We start from the raw sequence: 25,422 nt of genomic DNA on the forward strand, positions 1-25,422 counted from the left end.
GCAATCCAGTTCTTCAATAATCCATTCACTAGATTTTTTTATTTCTTCAAATATTCTGCAAGCCACTCAAAAACGGATTTATGCCAGAACTCGCTGTTCTGCGGTTTTAAAACTCCGTGTCCTTCATCCGGGAAAGAGATGAACTTCGATTTAATTCCCATGCGCTGAAGAGTTGTGAACAACTGCATTCCTTCAGAAACAGGGACGCGGTAATCAAGCTCGTTATGAATTATGAGCATCGGAGTTTTATATTTCAAAAGATTTTTTGCATGAGCATGCGGAGAGAATTTATTATACTCCTCCGGTGCGTCCCAAGGTGTTCCGCCATGTTCCCACTCATCGAACCAAACTTCCTCCGTTGTTCCATACATTGAGAAGAAGTTGTAGATGCTTGCATGTGTGATTATGGTTTTAAATTTACCGGATTGTGTCGCAAGCCAGTTCATAAAGTAACCGCCATATGAGGCGCCTGCGGCAGCCATTTTACTGTTATCAACGTATGGCAGCTTTTCTACATATTCAACACCTTTCATAACATCTTCGTATGCTTTTCCACCCCAATCACCCGTTATCTCATTGACAAATTTTTGACCGAAACCTGTTGAACCTCTTGGATTTGGAGCGAGAATCACATACCCTTGCGCCGCCCACATTTGTTCGTTCCATCTGTAATGCCAGCCGTTTTCCCATGCGCCCTGTGGTCCACCATGAACCATCAGAACTAACGGATATTTTTTTGACGCATCGAAGTTGGGTGGTTTGATTAACCAGGCTTGAATTGTCGCATCGGCAGCACCTGTGTAGGTAATACTTTCCGCCTCATTCATTGTGATGTTTGAGAAAAGCTCATCGTTGATACCGGTGAGTTTCTTAATGTTTTTTCCATCTGATGATGAACGATAAAGTTCGGCAGATCTTGAGAGTGTATGTTTTGAAAAACAAATCAACTTGCCGTCGTTTGAAAGCGTAACTTCACTATTTACACCCCCTTCGATTACTTTTGTAATTTTTTTATCTTTCAAAGAAAGAAAATAAATTTGTTGGTTTGCTTTTTCTTCCGAGGTGAAATATATTTTACTGTTGTCTCCGGTCCATTGAAAAGCTCCAACAGAGGCATCGAATTTTTCCGACATGCTTTCTATGCTTCCGGTCGAACGGTTGTACATCATTAATTCAAATTTATCTGCCTCAAAACCGGGTGTGCGCTGAGCGCGGTAAGCGATATATTTTCCATCGTTGGAAAATCTGGGGAAGCCGTCTGCCGCAGGATTTGTGGTGATTTGTTTTCGATTCGTTCCGTTTATTGAAACCGCGTAAATATCGTGGTTCGTGTTCCACGCTTCATTTTCAGTCGGGGTTGCGGTATACGCGATATCTTTTCCATCGGGTGAGAAAGCAAAATCATCGCCGGCAGAAAATGTGGAAGATGTTGGTACCGCATCGCGATCGCCCGGAGTTATATCTTTGGGCTCCCCGCTTTCAATGTCTTGTACAAAGATATGCTGTCGCTTATCATCAACCCACGCGTTCCAATGTTTGTAAAAAAGTTTTGTCATGACGTGAGCTTTCACTTTACTCTTCGCTTTGGCACCTTCTTTCTTTTGATTCAACTCATCGCTTTCTTTGAACGGCTTATCGGAAAATTCAGGATAAACAGTTGAAACAAAAGCTATTTTTTTCCCGTCCGGTGACCAAACGGGGTTAGAAGCACCTGTAAATAACGTGGTAAACTGACGAGCTTCTCCGCCATCAACATCTATCAACCATATTTGACCGTCACCCGACCGGGTGGAAATAAAAGCAATTGTTTTACTATTAGGCGACCAGCGCGGATTTGCATCACTGCCAGGATTGGAAGTAAGACGCTTCATTTCACCGCCAGATGAGGGCATCAACCATAAATCGCTGTTCATCTTATTTGCTTCTTTATTGACTTCCGTGATAACAAAACATATCCATTTTCCATCAGGAGAAACTTGAGGGTCGCTCGCTCTTTTTATCCGGAACATATCTTCGATTTCAAGTGGACGTTTAGTTTGTGCGATTATGATCGATGTTATCGCCAAAATCAAAGTGAATATGAGAATCAATTTTTTCATTTTAAAATCCTTTCTTTTCATTTTTAAATCGCATAAAGTTTATTATCTCAAAAATTTTTCCACATCATAGATTCAACAGGTTTATTTGTTTTTTTATTGTATTTAGCATTTATCTTTTTGAAGTATGGTGTTTCAACTTCGCCGCCGATTTCAAAATATATCAATTGACCGATCGGCATCCCGGCATAAATGCGAACCGGTTGCCGAACCGAAATTTCCAATGTCCATGTATTTTTGAAACCGACATCACCTTTCCCTGCGGTTGCATGGATATCTATTCCAAGCCGACCGATGCTGCTTTTACCTTCAAGGAAAGGAACATGTTTGTGTGTTTCAGTATACTCCTTTGTCACGCCAAGATATAGCTTACTCGGTACAAGAATTAATCCTTCTTTAGGAATTCTGAAAGTGCGAACCGGATTATGTTTTTTCGCGTCGAGAATTTCACACTTATACATCGATAACCAATCACCGAGATGTACATCGTAACTATTCGAACCGAGATTGCTGCGGTTAAACGGAGAAATAATAATTGTTCTTTTTTTTATTTCGCTTAATATCTGTTTGTCAGTAAGAATCATAAGTTAAAAATATTAGACCGGGGTTATGTTGATTTGATAATTTAATAAATTTTAGGGGAGATACCAAGACGGTGGAAGAGCGTGGATTAATTAGTTTGAAGCGATAGAAGAACATTTAATTTTCGGAATTTCACCACTTCTTCCAACTCGTCCGCATTCGTAACACACCGTTTATATTAAATTTTGTTTTCAATTCTTTTAATAAAGGGCGAGCTTCATCGGCGGTATCAAAGGTTCCTACCCACACCAGATAGAGAAGATTTTTTCCATCGAGCAAGTTTTCGTAAACAGTTGACCGATATCCGTTCGCAACAAGTTTCTGTTGAAGTTTGACTGCATTTTCTTTCAGCGAGAACGCTCCAATTTGCACAGCCCATTCTTCACCTTTCGCCCGCGGTTGATTATTCCTTGACGAAAAACTGTCCTGGTTAGTTCTTTGCTGATTTAGATAACCGGTGGTAACATAAGGTGAAGACGGATAGGTATTTTCTAATTTTTTAAAACTTTGTTCCGCCTCGGCGAATGTTCCGGATTGCAGGTTGTATTCGAACAAGCGTGCTAATGCATCGTCTGCCCATTCGCTTCTCGGAAAACTGTCGACAATAGTTCTAAAACATCTGATAGATTCATTCTCATTCGAAGCGATTAAACCTTCAACGTAAATGATACCTGCGGTACGGGGAATTTTTCTCTGCAAATCCGACACCCTCGGGACCACAATGTCGCTTTTCCCTTCAGAAATAAGGCGCACATATTCGAAAATCTTACGTTCGTATATCTGGGAGTCTGAAAAGGAATTACCAAACAAAAGAAATAAAAGAACGAAAAGTAGCCGTAACTGCAGATTTCGCATGCACTGAATCCCCTATGTAATCGAAACGGTGAATTTGAGCAAAAAATACATTTTTTTCAATTAAATGTCAAATTTCAATCGGGGATGCCAAAAAGTGACAAATGTTTGAAGGCGTTTGAATTTGTACTCTATTTTTATATATTAACATTGTGAATAACATGATGCAAAGTATTTTGATAGAAAAGGGGAAACGAATTGCTGGATTCAAAATATATTCCAAAAAATCAGATGGATCAGGCACCTGAATCTTCTCGTGAAATTTTCCGTCAGTGCCTTCGACAAGCGGATAGATTTATTATAGAAGGAAAATTTTCAGAAGCAAAACAGCAATTAGCTGAAGCTAAAAAAATAGATTCCCGAAATCCATTTATTATAGCGTTCGAGGAAAGAATTGCATTATTCGAAAATAAAATAAATACCATCCATAAGCAACCGACCGCTACACAAAAAGAACCCGAACCTCAAACCCAACCGGAGACAATTACTCCATCATCGTCAACAACCGAAACTCTTTCTCGTGAAATAATTGAACTTCAGCTTAGGCAAAGTATTGAAACGGAATTCAAAACCCGTTACACAGAAGAGCTTCGAAAAGCCGAAGAGCAAGCCGCCAGGTTACTTGAAGAAGAAAGAATTGCCCTGCAACAGCAACAGCATTTGCTTCATGCTCGGTACGAAGAACAAATATCCACAGCCCGGAAACAATTAGACGATGAATTTCAGAAACATCTTGCATCTGAAATTTCCGCTTTAGAAGAAAAATTATCTCAGCAACACAAACAGGAACTTTCCGCGCTCGAAAAAGAGATCAAAGATAAATTAACTCTTCAGCATCAAAATGAAATTGACAATATTAAAAAGGATCTCGAATCGAACCGGGGAGAGTTAGAATCCGGTAAACAAAAATCGTTTACGGAGAGAGAGAATGAGTTAAAAAAAGAATTCGATATTCAACTGCAAACAGCATTACGGAAGACCAAAGAAACTATATCCGCCGACTATTCAAAACAACTTGAATCTGAACGTAAAAAGATCACCAGTGATCTCTCTGCCGAATATAATGATAAGCTCAACGTCTTACAACAAACGATTGATCGCATCACTAAAGAATTGGAACAAGATAAATCTGCTTTTTTAAAACGGGAAGCTGAACTGAAACAAGAATATGAATTGAAAATCGATGAATCGGTTAAAAATACCCTTTTAAATTTTGACACCGAGACCACTAAATCACTTGAACAAGAACAGATGCAAATTGAACAGCGTCTGAAAGATGAATACGAGAAGAGGCTCGCTATTGAACGCAAAATATTAGATGAAAACATCACATTACTTGAAAATGAACGTAGATCTTTTTCCGAACGTGAACAAACTATTAAAAAGCAGTACGAATCGAATTTAGCGGAGGCGCTTAAAGAAGCCGAGGCATCAAATCTACAAAAAACCGACAAGCAAGTTGAAAAAGAAATAAAGCGTCTCAAAAATGAACTTGAGCACGAATTAAAATTGAAACTCGATGAAGAGAAAAAAGCCTTTAAGCAGCTTGAAAAAGCAATCGAGAATGAACGCGCAGAATTTCAAAACCACCAAAAGAAATTAAAAGAACAACACGAAAATGATCTTAAGAATGCTCTTGCAGAATCCGAAAGATCACATAAACAGGAAATTACGCTACGCCTCGATGAAGAACGAAAAAAGATTACAAAAGATTTTACGCAACAATTAGCTGCAAAACTTGAGGAAGAGAAGGAAGCTTTTCGTATACTCGAGGCACAATTGGTTCAGGAGAGAAAAGAATTTACCGCTCGGGAACAGGAGTTAAAGAAACAACAAAATCAAAAACTCCTCGATGCACTCAGAAAAACAGAGATAATGTTTCAGCAACAATCTGCGCAGCAACTTGAGATGGAACGGGAAAAGATAACAGCAGAGTTGCGATCGGTTTATGATAAAAAACTGGAAGAGGACCGGTTAAAACTTTCATCTGAATTCGATGTTTTACGAATTGAATTTGAATCGTCTTACCAGAAGCGCATCAATGAACTCGAACTCGAAGCACAAAATAGATTACGGGAACAACTCGCAACACTCCAGAAAAATCAAGAAGAAGATTTAGCCAAACATCGAATCACGCTTAGAAAAGAACTTGAATTGGAAATCGAGCGTGAATACGAAATCAGACTTCTTGATGAGAAGCAGAGAATTCAAAAAGAGTCAGATACTGCGATTGAAGAGGAAAAAAAGCGCCTCGATGAACAGTACAATAAAATGATTGAAACGCAGAACGAACAGGTTCAAAAATTGCGTTCCGATCTCAGGAACGAAATGGAGCAGGTTCTTCTGTCGCGGTTGGAGCGTATCGCGACCGAGTACGATCATAAAATGGAATTACTTGGTGCACGCATCCCCGAGACAAAAGAAGAGCGTTATGAAATGTACCGCATGAAGATGCTTGATTGTTACATCACCGGTCAGCCATCAGTAGCCGAGGCGCGAGTACTGATGCAACTCAAAGAACTCCTTGAATTAACATTTGATGAGCATCTTGCCATCGAGGCGGATGTCCGGCTTGATTTATATGTTAAGCGTGTTGAAAAGATGATTCTTACGGGCGAAATGAATCTGAATAATACCACAGGTTTGGAAAAGCTGAAACAACAATTCAGTATAACCCCTGAAGAAGCGACGCGACTCGAACAGTTTATTCTTGCAAGTTTTCAACGTCTAACAAAAAAAGGAAGAATTTTAATTGTGGACGACGATGAATTACTGTTGCATTCGCTCGAAGATTTATTGAATGACTGCGATTATCAGGTTGTTACTTCACCTGACATAGAAACCGCCTTAGAAAAGTTAAACAACACGACATTCGATTTGATATTAAGTGATATTAAATTTGGAGTAAGCGATCTGGACGGATTCAAATTCTTCAAAGCCGTTCAAGAGAAACCACATCTACGGTCTATTCCGTTTGTATTCATGAGCGCGCTGATAGACGGAGTAATTATCCGATCGGGAATTCAACTTGGCGTTGATGATTATATTACAAAGCCGATGGATCCCGACCTGTTAATTGCGACAATCGAAGGCAAATTAAAACGATTTCGTGAAATTAAACTTAACTAGGTGAGGAAGCGGGAGAATACCCATTACAACTAAATCAAAAATAATCATAACACATCGTGGGAGAACGATACTATGCTCTATTTCCCTGTTTCAGTTGCTTACACCGCGGCAAATTTCATTCTTGCCACTATTATTATTATTAAATCACAAAAAAATCAGATATCTCGATTTTATTTTTTCTGCGTTAATTGCCTTGTAATATTTGGGCTCGCCTCGTATTTAGTTACGCAATCAGAGGACGCTCTATTCGTCGACTTATTTAAGCACATCGCTCTTTTTATTTACGCTCTGTTCCCTTTCTTCTTTATTCATTTCATCACATTTTTCATAAGACAAAAAGACATCATAAGGTCTGTCACCGTGAACACTTCCATTTACGTTGCCGGCTTATTTTCTTACACGATGTTACTCCTCGGTTTTATTCCACAACCAATCACTGAGATCGGAGTTTTAGCACAAAGCAGTTATATTTTTTACATAACGTGGATGTCTGTTTTTTTCAGCATCGGTGTCGCGATGCTTTTTGAGATATCGCGCAACTTCAGGCATAAAATATGGAAAGCGAATATTATATTTGTCACCTTCGCATTATTAATCTTAATTTTACCGGGCCCTTTTACAGATTCGGTGTTTTTCGGAATTCTTAGATTGAATGTTGAGTGGTATTTTTATCTCTGCACATTCGCTATTTTGATAACAGTTTATTTTATCTTCCGTCATAAAATAAACATCAATCCTGTTTCCGATGCTTTAAAATCTGCTCTCGAAGTGATGAACGATATATTCATTACAACGGATAAAGATTTTCATATTGAGATGATGCGTGGCAAAACTATCAAAGATATCCTCGGTTACGCAGAAACCGACCTGATTGGAAAATCTTTAAAGGAAGTTATTGACAATAAAGAATATCTGGAAAAATATCGTTCTTTTGTCGAACAAAAAAAGATGAAGGAAAGCAATTTCGACGCTGATATAATCTGTAAAAACGGCAATCGGGTTCCTATTAATTTTTCTTTTAGTCCCCTGTTCGTCGGTGAAGAACTGGACGGTTTTGTCAGTGTAGGTAGAGATATGAGTGCACACAAACAACTTGAAAACGAACTGCGTCATTCTCAGAAAATGGAAAGCATCGGCACATTGGCAGGCGGTATAGCACACGACTTCAACAACATACTTCAAATACTCTTGGTCAATACTTCAAGTATGAGAAGAGCGTATAACGACAAAGAGAAAATAGAGCAAATCGCCGATATCAATACGGGCGCAATAAAGCGCGGCTCTCGACTTGTACAACAAATTTTAACTTTTGCCCGCAAGGCCGAAGTTTTATTTGAACCTGTTGATTCGGTCCAGCTTATACAAGATATCACAAAAATGTTAACCGAAACATTTCCAAGAACCATAAAATTTTCGCTCAGATTGACACCGGAATTACCACCGATATTAGGCGATCACAATCAATTAAATCAGGTGATTATGAATCTTTGCGTTAACGCGCGCGATGCCATGCCGGACGGTGGAACAATTTCTATTCAAACAGAAATAGGGCAAGGATGGGAAGTAAGAAAAAAATTTCCAGAGGCAGAAGCGGACTTATTTGTATGCATCCGTGTAACCGATACAGGGACCGGAATGGATGCGAATACACGTGAGCGAATATTTGAGCCATTCTTCACAACAAAAGAACAAGGAAAAGGAACGGGCCTTGGATTGGCGGTTGTTTACGGAATAGTTTCCAGTCATAAAGGTTTCATTGAAGTTGCAAGCGATGTCGGTGTTGGCACTACTTTCACGCTTTTACTTCCTGCGTCGAAAGATGAAGTATCCATTTCAATTCCCGAATCAACTTCTACAACTAATTTACCTCGTGGAGATGAAACCCTTTTGGTCGTCGAAGATGAAGATACGCTTCTTCAAACAATCACAGCATTACTGAGCGGACATGGTTATAAGATTATTTCTGCGCGCGATGGCTTTGAAGCTATTGAAATGTTCAAAAAACATAAAAACGATATTGATCTTATCATTCTGGATATCGGTCTGCCCAAACTCAGCGGATGGGACGCATTAGCACAGATTAAAGAAGGCACAGATGATTTAAAAGTGATTGTATCGAGCGGATATTTAGATCCAAAATTAAAATCTGAAAAACTTGGAGATGGCGTTAGCGAATATATTCTTAAACCATACGATCCACAGCAAATACTTCTCAGTATTCGCCGTGTACTGGATGGGAGAATGAATTAACTGCTATAATTAGCGGGTGCTTTTATCTTGTTTTTTGTTTTCCTTCTGTTATATTCATTATTTACAGAAATCAACGCATTATTCATTTTTTTAGATTTGTATGTCGATCATTATCAGCGGTGCCACAATCATTACCGCCAATCAAACCCGTGATATTCTTGCTAATACATCAGTAGTTATTGAAAACAATACGATCTCCGGAATTTTTCCAGAAAACAGCAATCAAAATAATTCCGGCTCAGAAGTTATCGATGCCACCGGTATGGTTTTAATACCCGGATTCATTCAAACACATCTGCACCTTTGTCAAACTCTTTTTCGCGGACTCGCAGACGATCTTCAATTGCTCGATTGGCTTAAATTAAAAATATTTCCGATGGAAGCCGCTCATAATGCTCGATCTATGTACAGTTCTGCACTCGTCGGAATCGCCGAACTGATCCGATCGGGAACCACCACAATTCTCGATATGGGAAGCGTTAATCATCAAGAAGAGATCATCCGTGCTGTCGGTGAAACTGGATTCAGAGCATTTGTTGGAAAAGCGATGATGGATGTGAATGAATTGTACCCAAGACTAAAAGAATCAACTGCTGATTCTTTGCGAACAACAAGATTGCTGGCTGAGCAATGGCATAATTCTTTTAATGGCCGCATTAAGTACGCCGTTGCGCCTCGCTTTGTACTCTCCTGCTCCGATACTCTCATGCAAGATGCTTACGAGTTGACATCGAATTCATCGGGAATGCTTTTACACACACACGCTTCTGAAAATACGAATGAGACACAGAAGGTTTTCGAACGGTGCGGAATGGCGAACATCGAATTCCTGAATAAACTTGGCATCCTCTCTAATAAATCGGTTCTTGCACATTGTGTTCATTTGAACAAAAATGAATTCGATATACTGCAAAACACAAAAGCTAATGTCTCACATTGTCCGTCCTCCAATCTTAAACTCGGTTCCGGCATTGCTGATATTCCCGAGATGCTTTCAAAAAACATATCTGTATCTCTTGGTGCGGATGGCGCTCCATGCAATAACACGCTCAATATGTTCCAAGAAATGCGACTCGCTTCGTTAATCCAAAAGCCCTTTCATGGATCAACATCGATGGCGGCAGAAACAATTTTTCGTATGGCAACAATAAACGGTGCACACGCTCTCGGGATTGCAAACGAAATCGGCAGTATTGAAATTGGTAAAAAAGCCGATTTAGTTTTACTCAATCTTAATGAGATATTTAATCCGCTATTGCCATCGGATAATTTGTACTCTTCGATTGTTTATTCTGCCTCACCCGAAAATGTCGACTCTGTTATGATAGATGGTAAATGGGTTTATCGGAAAAAAGAAAATATTGTTATTGATGTCGATAAAATACGCTTCGAGGCGAAAGAAGAACTTCATAAATTAATATCTCGAATGGATTATTGATAATCTGTTTAATTAAATCAATTAACAAATTTTAATAGCAAATTAATTGTATATCATATTGTTCCTAATTACATTTCAAATATTAATTCACAAAATCATCAAAGAATTTTATTGGAGTCTGTTATGAAAAAACTTCTTATTGTAAGTATCGTGCTTATTATTTTTATTTTCACTCAATCTCAGCTTTTTGCTCAGGATAAGCAAATGGAAAAACATCTTGAAAAGAAAGCCGAAATGATGCAGAAAAAGGGAGAGAAGCTGCAAAAGGTTGGAGAAAAGATGCAAGAGAAAGGTGAAAATGTTCAAGAGAAAGCTGAGAAAATGGAAAAAAAGGGAGAAGAGTTAAAACAGGTGGGTGAAGAAACGAAAGCGAAGGAAATGAATAAAACTGCAACCAAGCTGGAGAAAAAAGGTAAAAAGCTTGAACGCAAGGGAAAACTTTTAGAAAAAAAAGGTGAAAAAATAGAGAAAAAAGGGGAAGAGCTTGAAAAGAAATTAGAGAAAAAAGATAAACCAAGCTAAATTTTTTAATTCAAGAAAATAGAATAAAAGCGGTACTCACCTACCGCTTTTTATTTTTTTCACCAAAATGATTTCCATCTAACACAGAAGTATTATTATAAAAAGAGTTTTTGTGTTGTAGGTTATTGTTTCAATATACACCGATTAGTAACTGAAAAAATATTTTCTTCGTATATAACCAAAGCATAATAACCACCCGCACCGAAACCACAATTTACTGCAACTGTTTTACCAATTCTATCAATACCGGCTGCTTCGTGAATATGACCACAAATAGAAACATCGGGTTGTTTTTCTTCGATAATTTTCCGCACAGCCGTGCTGCCCACGTGAATTCCCGAATGTATTCGATCGAGTATTGTGTTATGCGGTGGTGCATGAGTAACTAATATTTTATGTCGCGCATTTGCAACGTCAAGAAAGGCGGTCGAGATTCTATCATAAACTTCGTCCTCCAAAATTTCATACGGGGTATTCAACGACGATCTCGGAGAAGCAGAAGCACCAAAGAAACCGATACCACCGATAATTACTCCTCTTGCGTTCAATGAAACTTGTTTTTGCAGCAATACTTCTTCGTGAGATGCCGAATCCATATTTCCGGCTATCGCAAATACGCGCTTGCTTGAGTTCACAAATCTATCAATAGCTTTTTCCACCTCTTTTTTCGATCCTACGGTAGTGATGTCACCTCCGATGATAGTGATATCGGGCATTTCTTTTTCAATCATTCTTTCAACGAGTGAATATTCACCATGAATATCTGTAACGGCAACTATTTTCATTTTCAGTTGTTAAAGTCGGATGAATAAATTATTATTGATCAATAAAAAGAATAATAAATATTTAATAAGGAATCAAATATGGAAATATATTCAACCTCTGTTCAAACGACTACCAAAGGATTCAGCGACGTGAGAGACATTACAGCAAGTGCCGTGAATTTTCTCAGAGAAATAAAGATCACCGAAGGATTGTTGACGGTATTTGTCCCGGGATCAACCGCGGCAATTACTACAATTGAATTTGAAGAAGGTGTCGTTCAGGATTTTAAAAAAGTAATAGAGAAGATTGCACCGAGAGATACCCATTATGAACATAATTCCAGGTGGGGCGACGGAAATGGTTTCTCACACGTGAGGGCGGCGCTGCTTGGACCCTCTTTGTCTGTTCCGATAAGCCGTAGCTCCCTTGAGCTTGGAACATGGCAGCAGATCGTACTGGTAGATTTCGATAATCGTCCGCGTACAAGAGAAGTGTTCATCCAGATAATAGGGAAATGATCAAGTCGGCTTTGATCAATTTCTATTTTTTGATGTTTTCTTTTTGAAGTTGCTCAAAATAATTTTTGATAAGGTCTTGATAATCTTTAGTATATTTGCCTTCCCGGATTTTTAAAAGTTCTTCACGAAGCCAATCAAGACCGCTTTGTGTAGAAAGATCGATTTCTGCGGGAGTTATTTTGGGGATATTTTTTCCCTCTTCCGCTCTGCGGCGTTTTTCATAATCGCGCTCTCGCATCGAGCGAGTTGATTCGAGTAAGCGAGAAAATATTCTTTCCTGCCTTTCTTTTGTTTCGGAATTGACATTACCTTGCTGTAAATCGGTTTCAACTTCTTTCATTTCTTTCGAAATTTGCTCAAGATTTCCCAGCAATCGGTTATAATCACCAGTACTTTTTGCTTCTTCGGCAAGCTGCTCAAGCGCCTTTTGAGCAGCGACTTGTTGTCCTGCAAGTCGGCGGTACTCTGCCGCCTGTTCAGCCGAGATAGATTCACCGCCTCCCTTGCCCATGCTCATCGCTTGCTGTGTTCCTTGATTGATACCGCTTTGCATCCCTGCCATCTGCTCTAACCGAGCCATTAGTCCTGCCATTCCCATTCCACCCTTACCCCCCTGCATCATACTGCTCAATGCATTTTGCATCATCGTTGCTGCGCGGTTAAGTGACGACATTGCTTCATTTTGTTTTTGCGATGTCCCCGCGGGATTTCGATATTCCATTTGCTGCATCGCCTCACCCATTTGCCGCAAAGCTGTACCCAATTCCTTACCCATCTCTGGACTGATGGCAAAACTTTTTTTCCCTACCTCAGCAAGAGCATTGACGATACGACCAAGGTTTTCGATTGCTTCGTTTTGTTTTCTTGTATTCTCACGGAACCGCACCGAATTCGGATCTAGCGAACGCGAATTGTCTTTCAATGCTTCTTCTTCCTTCGATAGCTCTATAACATTCTCCAACTGACGTCGCATCTCTTTCACGATTTGATCGGATTGACGTTCAAGAAGAGATTTTTTCGTTTTCTCCAACTGTTTTTTAAAATCTTGCATTTCTTGCTCAGCGTCTTTTTGCGATTGAGAAGCATTTTGCATATTCCCCGATTTCATCTGCATTATTGATTGTTGCATCTTTTTACCGGTTTGATTTTTTTGCATCATCTCTTCCGCCCCCGCCATTTCATCCAGAGGCATTTCTTTAGGAAATTCTTCCATTTTTTCACTAAGCGATTTTGTTTCTTTCTCAACAGCATCCAAATCTTTTTTCAATTCATCCTGCTTCTGAGCAAGTTCTTCCTTATTATTTTCAGATCCGCTCTTCTTTGTCGCTTCTTGAAGAGTATTTTGTTTTTTGATGAGTTCTTCCGATCGTTTTATTAACTCATCAAGTTTCTGCTCTATGCTTATCCGCTTTAATAATTCTATTGTCCGTTCCAGACTCTGCTTAAATTGTTCTTCCGTGATTTGTGCTTTTTGCATTGCCTGTTTCATCTCATCGGATGAAAGCTTTTTCATTGAATCCTGCAATTTACGTAATGCGTTTTGTAATTCCGGTGCGTTTAATTGTTCCATCAGTTTTTGCATCTCACGGTATTTTTCCATCGTTTCATCAGAAAGAAGCTTATTTTCATCCATTTTCTTCAACATCTCATCCATCTTTTGAATTGTTTCTTCAAGCTTCCTCTTCAGATCGCTATGGCGTTTTACCATTTCTTCAATTTTTTTCTGTTGCTGCCATGTCGCTTTATCTTTATTGCTTTTTGTTTGCCGCTGTAAATCTTCTATGTCGCGTTTAAGTTTATCAGCTTCATCAGCGATCTTTTTTAATGATTCTATTGATTCCTCTTGAGTGTTTGAAACATCTGTGAATACCTCTTCTAACGAAGGCAATCTCAAAATGTAAATTTGAGTGCGACTTGCTTTTGGTCCTGATATATTATCGTTATCAAATACTTCGGCATAGTAAGCAACGATATCTTCCGGCACAAGATTAAGCGCGTCTAAACTCCAGTCGTAAGATATATCCGCTTGATTTATGTTAGAGGAGGATGCTGGCAAGTTTAATGCAGAAAATTCTTCTGCCGGATTTTCATATTTTGATTGTGCAAGTCGATGCCACAATTTGAGTTTTGAGAATCCAAAATCGTCTTTGATGCGAATAAGTAAATTGAGATTCATCTGGGTTGTCAGATCGATATTTTTCCCCGGAGATAGAATCTCGATCGATGGAAAATCATCGGGAATTACCGTAACAGAATATTCGACGGGATCAATATTGACAAGCCGGGATGCATCTTCTATAATTATTTTATACGATCCATTCTTTCTTAAAATAAAATCTCCAGCGGCATTTATTTTGTTTGTTTTCAGATTTACGACACTTGAATCATTAAACATTACCAAACTCGATATCAATTCTTTATTGGAATTTATATCCAGGTGGACAGTTGAACCGGCATAAGCCCGGATATCACCGCTATTCTCGTCAACAAAACTTTTTTGCATCCGAGTGTAAGCAGGCGGTGTTATAGTGACGTTAAGTGATCGAATAAACGGACGATCGATTACTTTTATTGTAAATTTTTCACTCGAGACATCTCCGGCGGTCGCATAATATTCGGTTGTGGAAACGAGATTATTAAGTGTAGTGATAAATGAAGAATTAGCTCTCTGCTTCATTTGGTTAGACTCGAAAACATGCTGTCCTGCGGGACAAGTAGATAAAATAACGGCTTGATTTTTATCGACATTCGCTTGCACTTTTATGATGACATCTGCACCACGAACGACTTCCACATTTCCAGGCTCAACGTTGAACTCGATTAACTTCTTTTGAGAAAATGATTGTGAATAATGAATTATTCGGTAAAACGGATTGAGCAAGATGGCAGGTGAAATAATATTAGTTATGAGAAAGAGAAATAATACAACAAAAAAATATTTTGCACTCTTCTTAATTGATGACTCATCGATAGCTTCACCGAAATTAAGCTTAGCGACCGCATCGAAAAGATCTTTAAAAGACGCATCGATCAATTCAACCGAGTAATGGTTTTGCAAATACTTTTTATCTTCATAAACTTGAACCGCATCAATAAGACGATCTTTTATTTCAGGGAAAAAGCTTCCAATAAGACGGGCTGTTTCCCGCGCCGGTTCAATACGTAGCACTCTACTCAATCGTAAGAACGGAATAACTATATACCACCCCATGATTAAGGCACTGCCTACAATCAAAAAATAAAATAGTATTAATCGTCCGGTTCCCGAAAAGTGAAAATATTCCTCGGACAGCGATAACACAAGAATGAAAATTATGAGGATTGAAATTCCAACAGCACATTTCGACCAGAACGCTACACGAAGTTTTTTTCTTTGTGCGATCTTCAACCTTCGGATAAGTTCCGAATAATTTTCAGAAAGATGAGAATTTAGCGCGCTCATTGATATGGCATTTAAAGATTTAGTGAGTTAACGCCCAAACAACTATGTTGGTTCCGAAACGTAGGGATTCGATGTGCTTTTCCATAGTATCGTTATGAACTTCAGGATCGTTCCATCCATCGCTCGGATTCGATTCGAATGTATAATATAACACAAGTCGGTTGTTGTGAAACAATCCGAATCCCTGAGCAGGTTTTTCATCGTGGGCGTGAACTTTAGGGGGACCGTTTGAAAAATCAAACTGACAACTGTACAATCCGAAAGAATGAGGTAGTTCAACCAAATCACGATCGGGAAAAACTTTTTTAATTTCGCGACGGAAAGATTTGTCCATGCCGTAATCATCATCCACATAAAGGAAACCGCCGTTTTCAAGATAGGTACGCAAGCGGTGTGTTTCGTTGTCGCTAAGAACAATATTTCCGTGACCGGTCATAAAAATAAATGGATATGTAAAAAATTTATCGTCTTCGATCGAAACAAACTCATATCCCGGAGCAACATTTATCGATGTATTCTGACCGATAAATTTCAAAAGATTAACCTCTTCTTGGGGATCGTTGTACCAATCACCACCGCCGTTATATTTGAGACGGGCAATTTTAAACGCACTATTAACAGACGGTACCTGAGAAAACAGATCAGCTTGAGATACAATGATGATGATTAGAATTATAACGAAAATATATTTCATACAATAAAAATGTATGAAATGATGATGGAAGAAGCAAACGCCAACAGAAATATCCAAATCATTTTATTTAGAGAGGATAAATAGATTGGTAGTGCGCACCGAATGCACGCACCACCAACAAGGAGTGTACGATAGTGATATTTAGTTATAGGTAATCGAAATTCAGAAAATGTATTGACGACTATTTTTTCAGAATTTTCAATCGCCTTGTGTTTTTTTAATATGAATCGAATTCTGCCAAAGACTGATGAAAATCTATTAGCGTGGAATCCATTAATCCATAATTTTTCTTAAGAATGCCGGACGATCCACATCGATTGTATTCGCCGCACGTGCTGTTTCTACTTCATCGTTTTTCATCGAATTCAAAGGAATATCAATGCCACGTCTAATGTATGCGGGTTCTTCAAATTTCTGTAAATCGTGTAAACCGGCGGGAATCCTTTCGATAACTTTCGCCGCGGGTCTCGCAACCCGGACTGTTCCGACACCGCGCTTATTAAAACCGGTGGCAATTACAGTAACCATCATCTCTTCGCCAAGCGATTCATCAACTACCGCGCCCATTATCACATTGGCTTCTTCACCGGCCGCTTCGTGAATTACACTAACAGCTTCATCAACTTCAACCAATGACATAGTTGGACCGCCGGTTACGTTAACGAGTACACCAAGAGCGCCCGATATTGAAACACCTTCGAGAAGCGGGCTTGAGATTGCCGCATGTGCAGCCTCGATCGAACGGTTCTCACCTGTTGCAAGGCCTGAGCCCATCAAAGCATCGCCCATCTCACGCATAATAGTGCGGACATCTGCGAAGTCGACATTGATTAAACCCGGTGTTGTAATTAATTCCGAAATACCTCTTGTTGCATTATAAAGCACCTCATTGGCTTTATCGAATGCTTCCTGAAGCGGAGTATTCCGCTCGACAATCGAGAGCAATTTCTGATTCGGGATGACAATTAATGTATCTACTTGCTTTTTCATTTCCTCAATTCCGGCTTCTGCCTGGGCTAATCTCTTTTTCCCTTCGCAGGCAAAAGGTTTTGTTACAATACCGACAACAAGCGCACCGATGCTTTTGGCAATGTTTGCAACAATCGGTCCGCCGCCGGTACCTGTACCTCCGCCCATTCCTGCTGTTATGAAGACCATATCGCTACCGGCCAATGAGCGGGCAAGTTCGTCGCGATCTTCTTCCACTGCACGTTGACCGATGGAAGGATCGGCTCCCGCACCTAAACCGCGTGTTAAATTTTTTCCGATCTGGATTTTGTTCGGCGCTTTGTTTCGTTCAAGCGCCTGCATATCGGTATTGATCGCAAAAAAATCGACTCCTTGCATCCTTTTGTCGATCATACTGTTCACGGCATTTCCACCGCCGCCACCAACGCCAACAACACGTATCTTGGCTCCTTGGTTAAAAAAGTTATCGAGTTCTATCACTGTCGTATCTCCTTTTATGTTTTGAAATGAATGTGTAAATAATATTTAAAAAAATTATATATAATAGTAATTTCATTTTATAATTCATCGAACCAACTTTTCATTTTTCCGAATATTTTTTTAATCGATTCGCTTCTCTTGCCTTCGGCAAAATTAAGAGGTGTTTTCTCTTTATGTCGAAGTCCGTGCAACACCAATCCAACGCATGTTGAATAAATCGGATTCTCAATTTCGCGCACCAAACCCGCGTTGAAACCGCCTGGAATTCCTATCTTCACCGGTAATCCGAGAACTTCGCGTGCCAGATCTGCCGCACCTTTTATCAGTGAGCCACCTCCTGTTAGCACAACACCTGCAGAGAGATGGCGTGAATATCCGGAACGCTTAATTTCCATAGCTGCTATTTCAAATATTTCTTCCATTCTTGGTTGAATTATCTGTGCTAAAAGTTTTTTATCGATTTCTAAAGGCGGTCTGCCGCCAATTCCCGGAATCGTGATAGGATCATCGTCTAAAACACCGGGTAAATATGCGAAACCGTACTGGCATTTTAATTTTTCTGCTTGCTCGGTTAAAACTCCAAGTCCGCGTCGAATATCATTGGTTACCTGACTGCCTGCAATTGGAATCACAGCAGTATATCGAATTGTCCGATCCTCAAAGACCGCTAAATCGGTGGTTCCGCCGCCAACATCGAGCATCGCGATTCCGACTTCTTTTTCTTCTTCATCCAGCACAGCATAGCTTGAGGCGAGTGGTTCGAGAACCATATCGCCGATATGTAATCCGGCGCGTTGCACACATTTATAAATATTCTGAGCTGCCGTTACTAGTCCGGTTATGATATGGACATTCGCTTCCAAGCGCACTCCAGACATTCCAACAGGATCACTAACTCCATCTTGTCCGTCTATAATGAATTCTTGTGGGATTACATGAATGATACGCCGGTCAGACGGCAGAGCAACTCTTTTAGTATCTTCGATTAATCGATTAACATCAGACTGAGTTATTTCATTCTCAACACCACTGATGGCAATGACACCTCGGCTTTGAAAACTTTGAATATGATCGCCTGCAATCCCAACAATCACAGATTGAATTTTAATCCCCGACCGTGCCTCTGCTTCCGAAACTGCACTTTGAATTGAACGAACGGTTTTATCGATGTTTGTTACAACACCTCGTGTTAGGCCATCGGATAAACTTCTTCCAACACCGAGGATGTTAAACTTCGCGTTTTCATCCATCGATGCCACTACAACACACACCTTTGTTGTGCCGATGTCGAGTCCAACTATTATTTCAGGTTCCATGCCTCGTTTGACCTTTCACTATTTTTCACAGAGCTTCCATATTTCTAATTATCGGTTACCCATTTAACAACTACCTGATCATTAAATCTTAGATCAATTTGCTTCAATCGGTCGGCATTTTGCGCTCTGACATAATTACTCCAGAATGTTTGCAGCATGAGTAATTTTGCAGGATAATTATCTCGACCAATAATGATCGGTATCGCAGCTTCGGTTGAGAACAACAATACATCATCACCATTTTTCATATTCACTTCCGAAATGAAGCGGTACATTGTTGAATCGATTTCGATAGCAGTTTGGAGAATTTGGATTGCCTCTTGAATTTCCGAATTCTCAATTGCTTTACCGATCTTTGCATTCTCAATTCCCTTAATACCATTTATTATCGGAAGATCGAGCTTTACCGCGGTTTCCAGGTACGGTAATAATACACCATCATCATCGATATATCTTAATTGTTGTGAATTAACCGTAGCAATCGGAACACGTTCAGTTATATTAATATTAATCGCATCAGGATATTGCCGGGTGACACAAAGATTTTTTATAAACGGTTCAACACTGAGTTTCTTCTGAATATCATTTAGATTAAGATCATTCAACATTGTGCCGTTCTTGATTTCGGATAATGTATTAATATATTTCACCGGTAAAATTCGCGCACCATCGATGATTATTCGCTTCAACGGCAACGTTTCTCTCCACTCAGCGCCGAGAAAACAAAGAACAATAATTACGGCAACCAGCGGTATTGTTAGAAAAATACCAAGTCGACGTATTCGTTTTTCTGTGCTTATAACTTTTTTTGTTTCCACTGTTTCCATTAATTCGATATTTCTTTTTAAACGTTTTGTGAATAACCGAGTAATTTTACTTCAAGTTCGAGCTGAATGTTAAATCTATCGAGTACTGCTTTTCGAACGGTATCGATCAGATAAAAAACATCTTTTGCTTTCGCGCCGCCGAGATTTATGATGAAGTTTCCGTGTTTCTCGGAAATTTGTGCTGCGCCGCAGATCATTCCTTTCAATCCTGCATCTTCAACCAGCTTCGCCGCCTGGGTTCCTGTCGGATTTTTAAATACGCTTCCGCAGTTCGGATAGCTGATAGGGTGCTTCCGGTTGCGCTGTAATATCAAATCATTTCTGATTTTCATCAACTCTTCGGTATTGCCTTCCGGAAGTTCGAACCATCCATTCAAAACAACATCGGTATCCATCAGTGAAGAGCGGCGGTAAGCAAATCCGATCTGATCTTTTCCCAGAACAACGATTGCTCCGTTTCTCAGTACCTCAATTTTACAGAGATAATTTGAAATCTCTCCGCCATAAGCACCGGCATTCATAACTATAGCTCCTCCAATCGTGCCGGGGATCCCGGCGAGCATTTCAACGCCTTTTTTCTGATGTTGAATTGCAAAATCTACGAATCGGTTCAAGGCAACACCCGATTCGGTGTAAATTTGATTTCCCTCCATATAAATCGATCTTAATGCGGATTCGATGTCAACGATTGCGCCACGGAATCCATCGTCGTTTACAAGAAGATTACTCCCTTTTCCGAGAGCGAAAAATGGGAAATTATTTTTCTGCAGATACCTGATCATATCTACGGCGTCATTTTTATCTTCCGGTTTAAAATAATAATCTGCCGGTCCGCCGATGCGCAAAGTTGTGTGATTGCTCATAGGTTCGCTCAGAAGTATCGCGCCGCGAAAAAAATTTTTTATGTCGTCAATATTTATCACTGTATTTATAATTTATTAATTGTTCACAGTTGATAATTGTTTAATCAATTTTTCCGAATATTTCCAGATATCACCCGCGCCCATCATGATCACAATATCGTTCTTCTTCAAAACCGACTTCAAATAATTCGGTAATTCATTTTTATCGGGAACATAATGAGCATTTTTATGACCGTATTGCTTGGCGGCATCAATTATCATCTCACCGGTGATACCTTGTATCGGTTCTTCTCGTGCCGGATATACATCAGTAACAACGAGCACATCGGCGAGTAAAAATGCTTTCGCGAACTCTTCACAAAAATCACGCGTGCGTGAGTACAGATGCGGTTGAAAAACACACACCGTTCTGCGCCGCCACCCCGCTTTAACGCCTGCGAGCGTAACTTTACACTCGGTTGGATGGTGCGCGTAATCATCATACACGCTGATACCGTTGATTTCTCCGCGTAATTCCCATCTCCGAATAACACCTGTGAATTTTTCGATACCGGATTTCACTTTTTCAAACGGAATCCCGAGTTCAAGACTAACAGTGATTGCCGCCAGTGCATTTTGAACATTATGTTTACCGGGAACCTGCAGAATAATTTTCCCCAATTCAATATTATTCCGGAGAACCGTAAATGTAACAGTGTGATTTTTATGAGATATATCAACCGCTTGCACATCTGCCTGAGGATTGATACCGTAACTGATGACTTTTTTCTGACTCAATTTCGGCATAATGTCCTGCAATGCCGGCTCATCAAGACAGAGTACAACAAATCCATAAAAAGGAATTTTATTCGCGAATTGAATGAATGCACCTTTTATATCTTCCAGATCGCGGTAGCAATCAAGATGATCTGTTTCAAGTGTAGTGAGCACTGCTATTGTCGGGGTAATTGAAAGAAACGATCTGTCGAACTCATCCGCTTCAACAACGATAAAATCACCATGACCAAGTCGCGCATTTGAACCGCCGAAGCCGCTCAACCGCCCGCCAACGATTACAGTTGGATCGAAATTTCCTTCGAGCAAAACAAGACCAACCATGGATGTAGTGGTTGTTTTACCATGCGTGCCGGCGATTCCTATTCCATATTTCAGCCGCATTACTTCTGCAAGCATCTCTGCCCGCCTGATAACCGGTATTTTTCGTTTTTGCGCTTCGATAATTTCAGGATTATCAAAGGTGACTGCCGATGAATACACGAGTGCATCAACGTTGGCGGAAACATTAGACGATTTATGCCCATCGAAAATATCCGCGCCTAATTTTTGAAGCCGTTCTGTTATCTCGCTTAGTTGCTTGTCGGAACCGGACACTTGAAATCCCTGGTCGAGCAATATTTCTGCAATGCCGCTCATACCGATACCGCCGATGCCGACAAAATGTATTTTTTTAATTGAACTGAACATAATTGAAACTATCGATTTATTTTAAAATTTTATTATGCTGAAATATTTTATTTACCGATGATCATTTTAATCGATATCAACAACAACGCAACACCGAAAACTTTACGCAGTGTGTCGGGAGAAAGTTGATTCGCAATATAACCGCCGATAAATCCGCCGAAGAAAAATCCGATGCACAGTATGCCTGCTACCTTCAAATCAACGTGACCTGCGTTGTAATATTGAATAGCCGCTAATATCCCGATCGGCGGTATGAGCATCGCAAGCGTGGTTCCTTGAGCCATATGCTGTTGCCATCCGAAAATGAAAACAAGCGCCGGTATAATGATGATCGCGCCGCCAATTCCAAGTAATCCGGCGAGAGTTCCACCTACGAGTCCGAGAAGAATATATTGAACTGTTTGCGTCATAAATTTACCTTTCAAAATATTTTATCATCGTATCCCCAAAACAGGTCTCTTACCTCTCGGTACTAACTCTGCGATACGATGCATTTCCTGAAGCAGCTCTTTATCCCGTTCATATCTTCCTATTCTGATTCGGAATAATCTTCTTCTGCTTTTCGATTTAAAGACAACAACCTGAGATGCACCCGCCGTTTGAACCTGCCGTTCGCGCCCGATGTGCATCCATTCGATATCAGATAGCAAGATTTCCTGATTTCTGTATTTATTGTGGAAAATAATTCTATCGGGACCGACAATCAGTTTACGATCGCGTGCACGATTCAATAATAACACGATAAATGAAATTATCACGAAAAGGATGATAATGTATAACAACGGATCTGTAACTAATGTCGGCAGCTTATCAAAATCAAACGTCCCTCGCACACCGGAATATATTATTAAAGTGACAAGGTACAATAACGACTGCTGATAATAAAAGTCGAGCTTATATTTAAATATTTTCGCGCCGCTAGTTATCGGTTGATTTTCCATACGTACCTGCAAGAGTGATTATTCTTTTTGCTATTTTCGCAGCAGCATCCGGTTTCCCGAATTTTTTACTTTTCGCACTCATTTCAGTCATAACTTGACTGTCCAAAATTTTCTTCAACGCCGCATCAAGTCCTATTAATAATTTTGAATCATCTACAACCAGAGCAGCCCCGGCGGCGGCAAGCGAACGGGCATTTTCAGTTTGATGATCTGCTGTGGCGTAAGGATACGGCACAAGTATTGCCGGCTTGCCCAGTCTGGTCAACTCGGCTATCGTGGTAGCGCCCGCGCGTGAAATTACAACATCTGCAACACAATACGCGTAATCCATACGTTCGATAAACGGATTCACTGAAACTGTTTGTGCGCCGAACGATTTTTTTATATCACTATAAGTCGAAAAATTGTCGGCTCCGGTTTGCCATATTACACGAGATCCTGTCTCAACTAACTGGGGCAGAAATTTTTCAATCGCACGATTGATGGTTTCGGCGCCAAGACTGCCGCCTAAAACAAGAATCGTTTTTCTCTTATCTTCCGATTCGAATCCAAAATATTTCATAGCCGCATTCATATCGACATCTTCAAGCAATCCGCGCGTCGGATTGCCGGTCAGATAAACATTATTCATTCCGGTGAAATATTTCATCGATTGCTCAAATGTCAGATGAATTTCATCTACGCGCGGTGCCAACAACCGGGTGGTCACACCGGGATAACTATTTTGTTCCTGAATAAGCGTTGGTACGCCAAGGTAAACAGCCATTCTCAGAACGGGACCCGAAACATAACCGCCCGTTCCCACAACGACATGGGGTTTAATATTTTTCAAGATAGAATATGTTTGAAATATTGACACAATTAATTTTATCGGAAATATAATATTCTTCAATTTTAATCTTCGTTGAAAACCGCTTATCCAGATGGTTCGAAAACCATATCCGGTTTGCGGTACCAAGCGTGCTTCAATTTTATCGGCAGTTCCGACGAATGTAATTTCGATCGACGGCTCTATTTTTTTTAATTCATCTGCGATAGCAATCGCAGGAAACAAATGACCGCCTGTACCGCCGCCGGCGAACATAACACGCAGAGCCAAACTAATACACCTTTCTCAATTCAATATTATCAGCATCCACCGATCCTATAACCGGAACTTCTCTGGCGCGCGGATGAAGTTCAGTGTGAGCGGAAATATTGAGTAAAACACCGATAGCACAGGCGGAGAAAATCATCGACGAACCGCCGTAACTCACAAACGGCATCGGTAATCCGGTTGTGGGTAAAATTCCGAGCGTAACACCCGCGTTAATTAATGCGTACAGCGTAATCGACCACGTTATTGCGAGCGCAAGATATTTACTGAATATATCAGGAGCGTTTTTTGAAATTTTTAATCCGCGTATCATGATATAGAAAAAAAGACCAAGGAAAAATATTGTTCCTAAAAATCCATACTCTTCACCAACAATCGAAAACACAAAATCGCCATACGATTCTGGTAAAAAGAAATCGCGTTGTTTACTTTCACCGGGACCGACACCGAAAATTCCACCATTACCAAAACCCAAAATCGATTGCCACGGCTGGTAATTCGATTGCGCTGTTCCACTGCTCACACCACCGAGGAAATCGGTGACACGCCTGAGCCGGTATTCTGCACTCACCAAATAAATACCGATAACCGGCAATAATATTGCGAATGTCAGGAAGAGGTGTTTCATCCTTACATTTCCTGCGAACAGCAGAATCATGCTCAATCCGAATATCATTGCACCCATGCTGAAGTTCGGTTGAGCCATCACGAGCGCCGTTACGATTCCCACCCAGAAGATCATTGGATAATATCCGCGGCGAAGATCGTCAATTATTTCCTGTTTCGATGCGATGAGTACACTCAAATGAAACAACAACGCATACTTCGCAAACTCCGAGGGTTGAAATCCTATGCTGTTTATTCGAATCCACCTTGTAGCTCCTTTAGATACAACTCCTAATACAAGCGTAAAGAACAGCATCGCTACGGCGAGGATAAGAGCATATTTCGTAAACCGTCGAATCACTTTATAATCAAATCGAATAAAAAAGAACATTCCGAAAATACCCATTAAAACTTTAATCGCATGACTCGTCAGCATTTTTTCACTGTCGCCCATTTTCACCTGCGCATACGAAGCCGAGGCACTGTAAACTATGCCTAAACTCAACAACATCAATGTGAGCACAGCCGACATCAGCCAAAAATCTATATGATTGCGATGTTCATTCATGAAT

20 protein-coding genes are annotated in these 25,422 nt (G+C 40.1%); 5 read left to right on the forward strand and 15 right to left on the reverse strand.

Annotated features, from left to right (window positions below; genetic code table 11):
• Nucleotides 1–38: 38 nt before the first annotated feature.
• The 3 genes from HZB59_13160 to HZB59_13170 form a co-directional block, all read right to left on the reverse strand.
• The gene (locus tag HZB59_13160) at nt 39–2,099 is read right to left on the reverse strand and encodes a S9 family peptidase (protein ID MBI5022378.1); all 2,061 of its coding nucleotides are present in this window, start codon (nt 2,097–2,099) and stop codon (nt 39–41) included.
• A 47-nt stretch (nt 2,100–2,146) separates the two neighbouring features.
• The gene (locus HZB59_13165) at nt 2,147–2,680 is read right to left on the reverse strand and encodes a dCTP deaminase (protein MBI5022379.1); all 534 of its coding nucleotides are present in this window, start codon (nt 2,678–2,680) and stop codon (nt 2,147–2,149) included.
• A gap of 130 nt (nt 2,681–2,810) precedes the next feature.
• Nucleotides 2,811–3,377, reverse strand: a complete 567-nt coding sequence (locus HZB59_13170) for an SPOR domain-containing protein (GenBank protein MBI5022380.1) — start codon at nt 3,375–3,377, stop codon at nt 2,811–2,813.
• A 384-nt stretch (nt 3,378–3,761) separates the two neighbouring features.
• Between HZB59_13170 and HZB59_13175 the strand changes: the two genes are divergently transcribed.
• From HZB59_13175 to HZB59_13190, 4 genes are all read left to right on the forward strand, one after another.
• Complete coding sequence (locus HZB59_13175) at nt 3,762–6,659, forward strand: response regulator (protein ID MBI5022381.1); 2,898 nt, start codon at nt 3,762–3,764, stop codon at nt 6,657–6,659.
• 360 nt (nt 6,660–7,019) lie between these two features.
• Nucleotides 7,020–8,909 (forward strand): response regulator, encoded by a 1,890-nt coding sequence (locus HZB59_13180; protein MBI5022382.1) that lies wholly within the window; start codon nt 7,020–7,022, stop codon nt 8,907–8,909.
• A 100-nt stretch (nt 8,910–9,009) separates the two neighbouring features.
• The gene (locus HZB59_13185) at nt 9,010–10,347 is read left to right on the forward strand and encodes a 5'-deoxyadenosine deaminase (protein ID MBI5022383.1); all 1,338 of its coding nucleotides are present in this window, start codon (nt 9,010–9,012) and stop codon (nt 10,345–10,347) included.
• Nucleotides 10,348–10,470: 123 nt separating this feature from the next.
• Nucleotides 10,471–10,869 (forward strand): hypothetical protein, encoded by a 399-nt coding sequence (locus tag HZB59_13190; protein ID MBI5022384.1) that lies wholly within the window; start codon nt 10,471–10,473, stop codon nt 10,867–10,869.
• A 122-nt stretch (nt 10,870–10,991) separates the two neighbouring features.
• Here HZB59_13190 and HZB59_13195 read toward each other — a convergent pair whose 3' ends face one another.
• Nucleotides 10,992–11,654: a metallophosphoesterase gene (locus HZB59_13195; GenBank protein MBI5022385.1), complete on the reverse strand. Its 663-nt coding sequence runs from the start codon at nt 11,652–11,654 to the stop codon at nt 10,992–10,994.
• Between the two features lie 78 nt (nt 11,655–11,732).
• Here HZB59_13195 and HZB59_13200 point away from each other — a divergent pair, with 78 nt between their 5' ends.
• Nucleotides 11,733–12,152 carry a YjbQ family protein gene (locus HZB59_13200; GenBank protein MBI5022386.1) on the forward strand — a complete coding sequence of 140 codons (420 nt, stop codon included), beginning with the start codon at nt 11,733–11,735 and terminating at the stop codon, nt 12,150–12,152.
• A 22-nt stretch (nt 12,153–12,174) separates the two neighbouring features.
• Here HZB59_13200 and HZB59_13205 read toward each other — a convergent pair whose 3' ends face one another.
• The 11 genes from HZB59_13205 to HZB59_13255 all read right to left on the reverse strand — a co-directional run bounded on the left by HZB59_13205 (nt 12,175) and on the right by HZB59_13255 (nt 25,418).
• Nucleotides 12,175–15,594: a hypothetical protein gene (locus tag HZB59_13205; GenBank protein MBI5022387.1), complete on the reverse strand. Its 3,420-nt coding sequence runs from the start codon at nt 15,592–15,594 to the stop codon at nt 12,175–12,177.
• A gap of 19 nt (nt 15,595–15,613) precedes the next feature.
• A complete protein-coding gene (locus HZB59_13210) occupies nt 15,614–16,288 on the reverse strand; it encodes a DUF4159 domain-containing protein (protein ID MBI5022388.1) in 675 nt (224 codons plus the stop codon).
• A gap of 273 nt (nt 16,289–16,561) precedes the next feature.
• Nucleotides 16,562–17,737: a cell division protein FtsZ gene (gene ftsZ, locus HZB59_13215; protein MBI5022389.1), complete on the reverse strand. Its 1,176-nt coding sequence runs from the start codon at nt 17,735–17,737 to the stop codon at nt 16,562–16,564.
• Nucleotides 17,738–17,814: 77 nt separating this feature from the next.
• A complete protein-coding gene (gene ftsA / locus HZB59_13220) occupies nt 17,815–19,053 on the reverse strand; it encodes a cell division protein FtsA (protein MBI5022390.1) in 1,239 nt (412 codons plus the stop codon).
• Nucleotides 19,054–19,097: 44 nt separating this feature from the next.
• Complete coding sequence (locus HZB59_13225; protein ID MBI5022391.1) at nt 19,098–19,871, reverse strand: FtsQ-type POTRA domain-containing protein; 774 nt, start codon at nt 19,869–19,871, stop codon at nt 19,098–19,100.
• A 26-nt stretch (nt 19,872–19,897) separates the two neighbouring features.
• Nucleotides 19,898–20,803, reverse strand: a complete 906-nt coding sequence (murB, locus tag HZB59_13230; protein MBI5022392.1) for a UDP-N-acetylmuramate dehydrogenase — start codon at nt 20,801–20,803, stop codon at nt 19,898–19,900.
• Nucleotides 20,804–20,818: 15 nt separating this feature from the next.
• Nucleotides 20,819–22,207 carry a UDP-N-acetylmuramate--L-alanine ligase gene (locus tag HZB59_13235; protein MBI5022393.1) on the reverse strand — a complete coding sequence of 463 codons (1,389 nt, stop codon included), beginning with the start codon at nt 22,205–22,207 and terminating at the stop codon, nt 20,819–20,821.
• A gap of 47 nt (nt 22,208–22,254) precedes the next feature.
• Nucleotides 22,255–22,617: a sulfite exporter TauE/SafE family protein gene (locus HZB59_13240; GenBank protein ID MBI5022394.1), complete on the reverse strand. Its 363-nt coding sequence runs from the start codon at nt 22,615–22,617 to the stop codon at nt 22,255–22,257.
• A gap of 24 nt (nt 22,618–22,641) precedes the next feature.
• Nucleotides 22,642–23,148: a hypothetical protein gene (locus HZB59_13245; GenBank protein ID MBI5022395.1), complete on the reverse strand. Its 507-nt coding sequence runs from the start codon at nt 23,146–23,148 to the stop codon at nt 22,642–22,644.
• Nucleotides 23,126–24,247, reverse strand: a complete 1,122-nt coding sequence (gene murG / locus HZB59_13250; protein ID MBI5022396.1) for an undecaprenyldiphospho-muramoylpentapeptide beta-N-acetylglucosaminyltransferase — start codon at nt 24,245–24,247, stop codon at nt 23,126–23,128. The genes HZB59_13245 and murG overlap by 23 nt, the downstream gene beginning before the upstream one ends.
• Before the next feature lies 1 nt (nt 24,248).
• Nucleotides 24,249–25,418 carry a cell division protein FtsW gene (locus HZB59_13255; GenBank protein ID MBI5022397.1) on the reverse strand — a complete coding sequence of 390 codons (1,170 nt, stop codon included), beginning with the start codon at nt 25,416–25,418 and terminating at the stop codon, nt 24,249–24,251.
• Nucleotides 25,419–25,422 lie beyond the last annotated feature (4 nt).

The organism is Ignavibacteriales bacterium (assembly GCA_016214905.1).
GTDB lineage: Bacteria > Bacteroidota > Ignavibacteria > UBA10030 > SZUA-254 > PNNN01.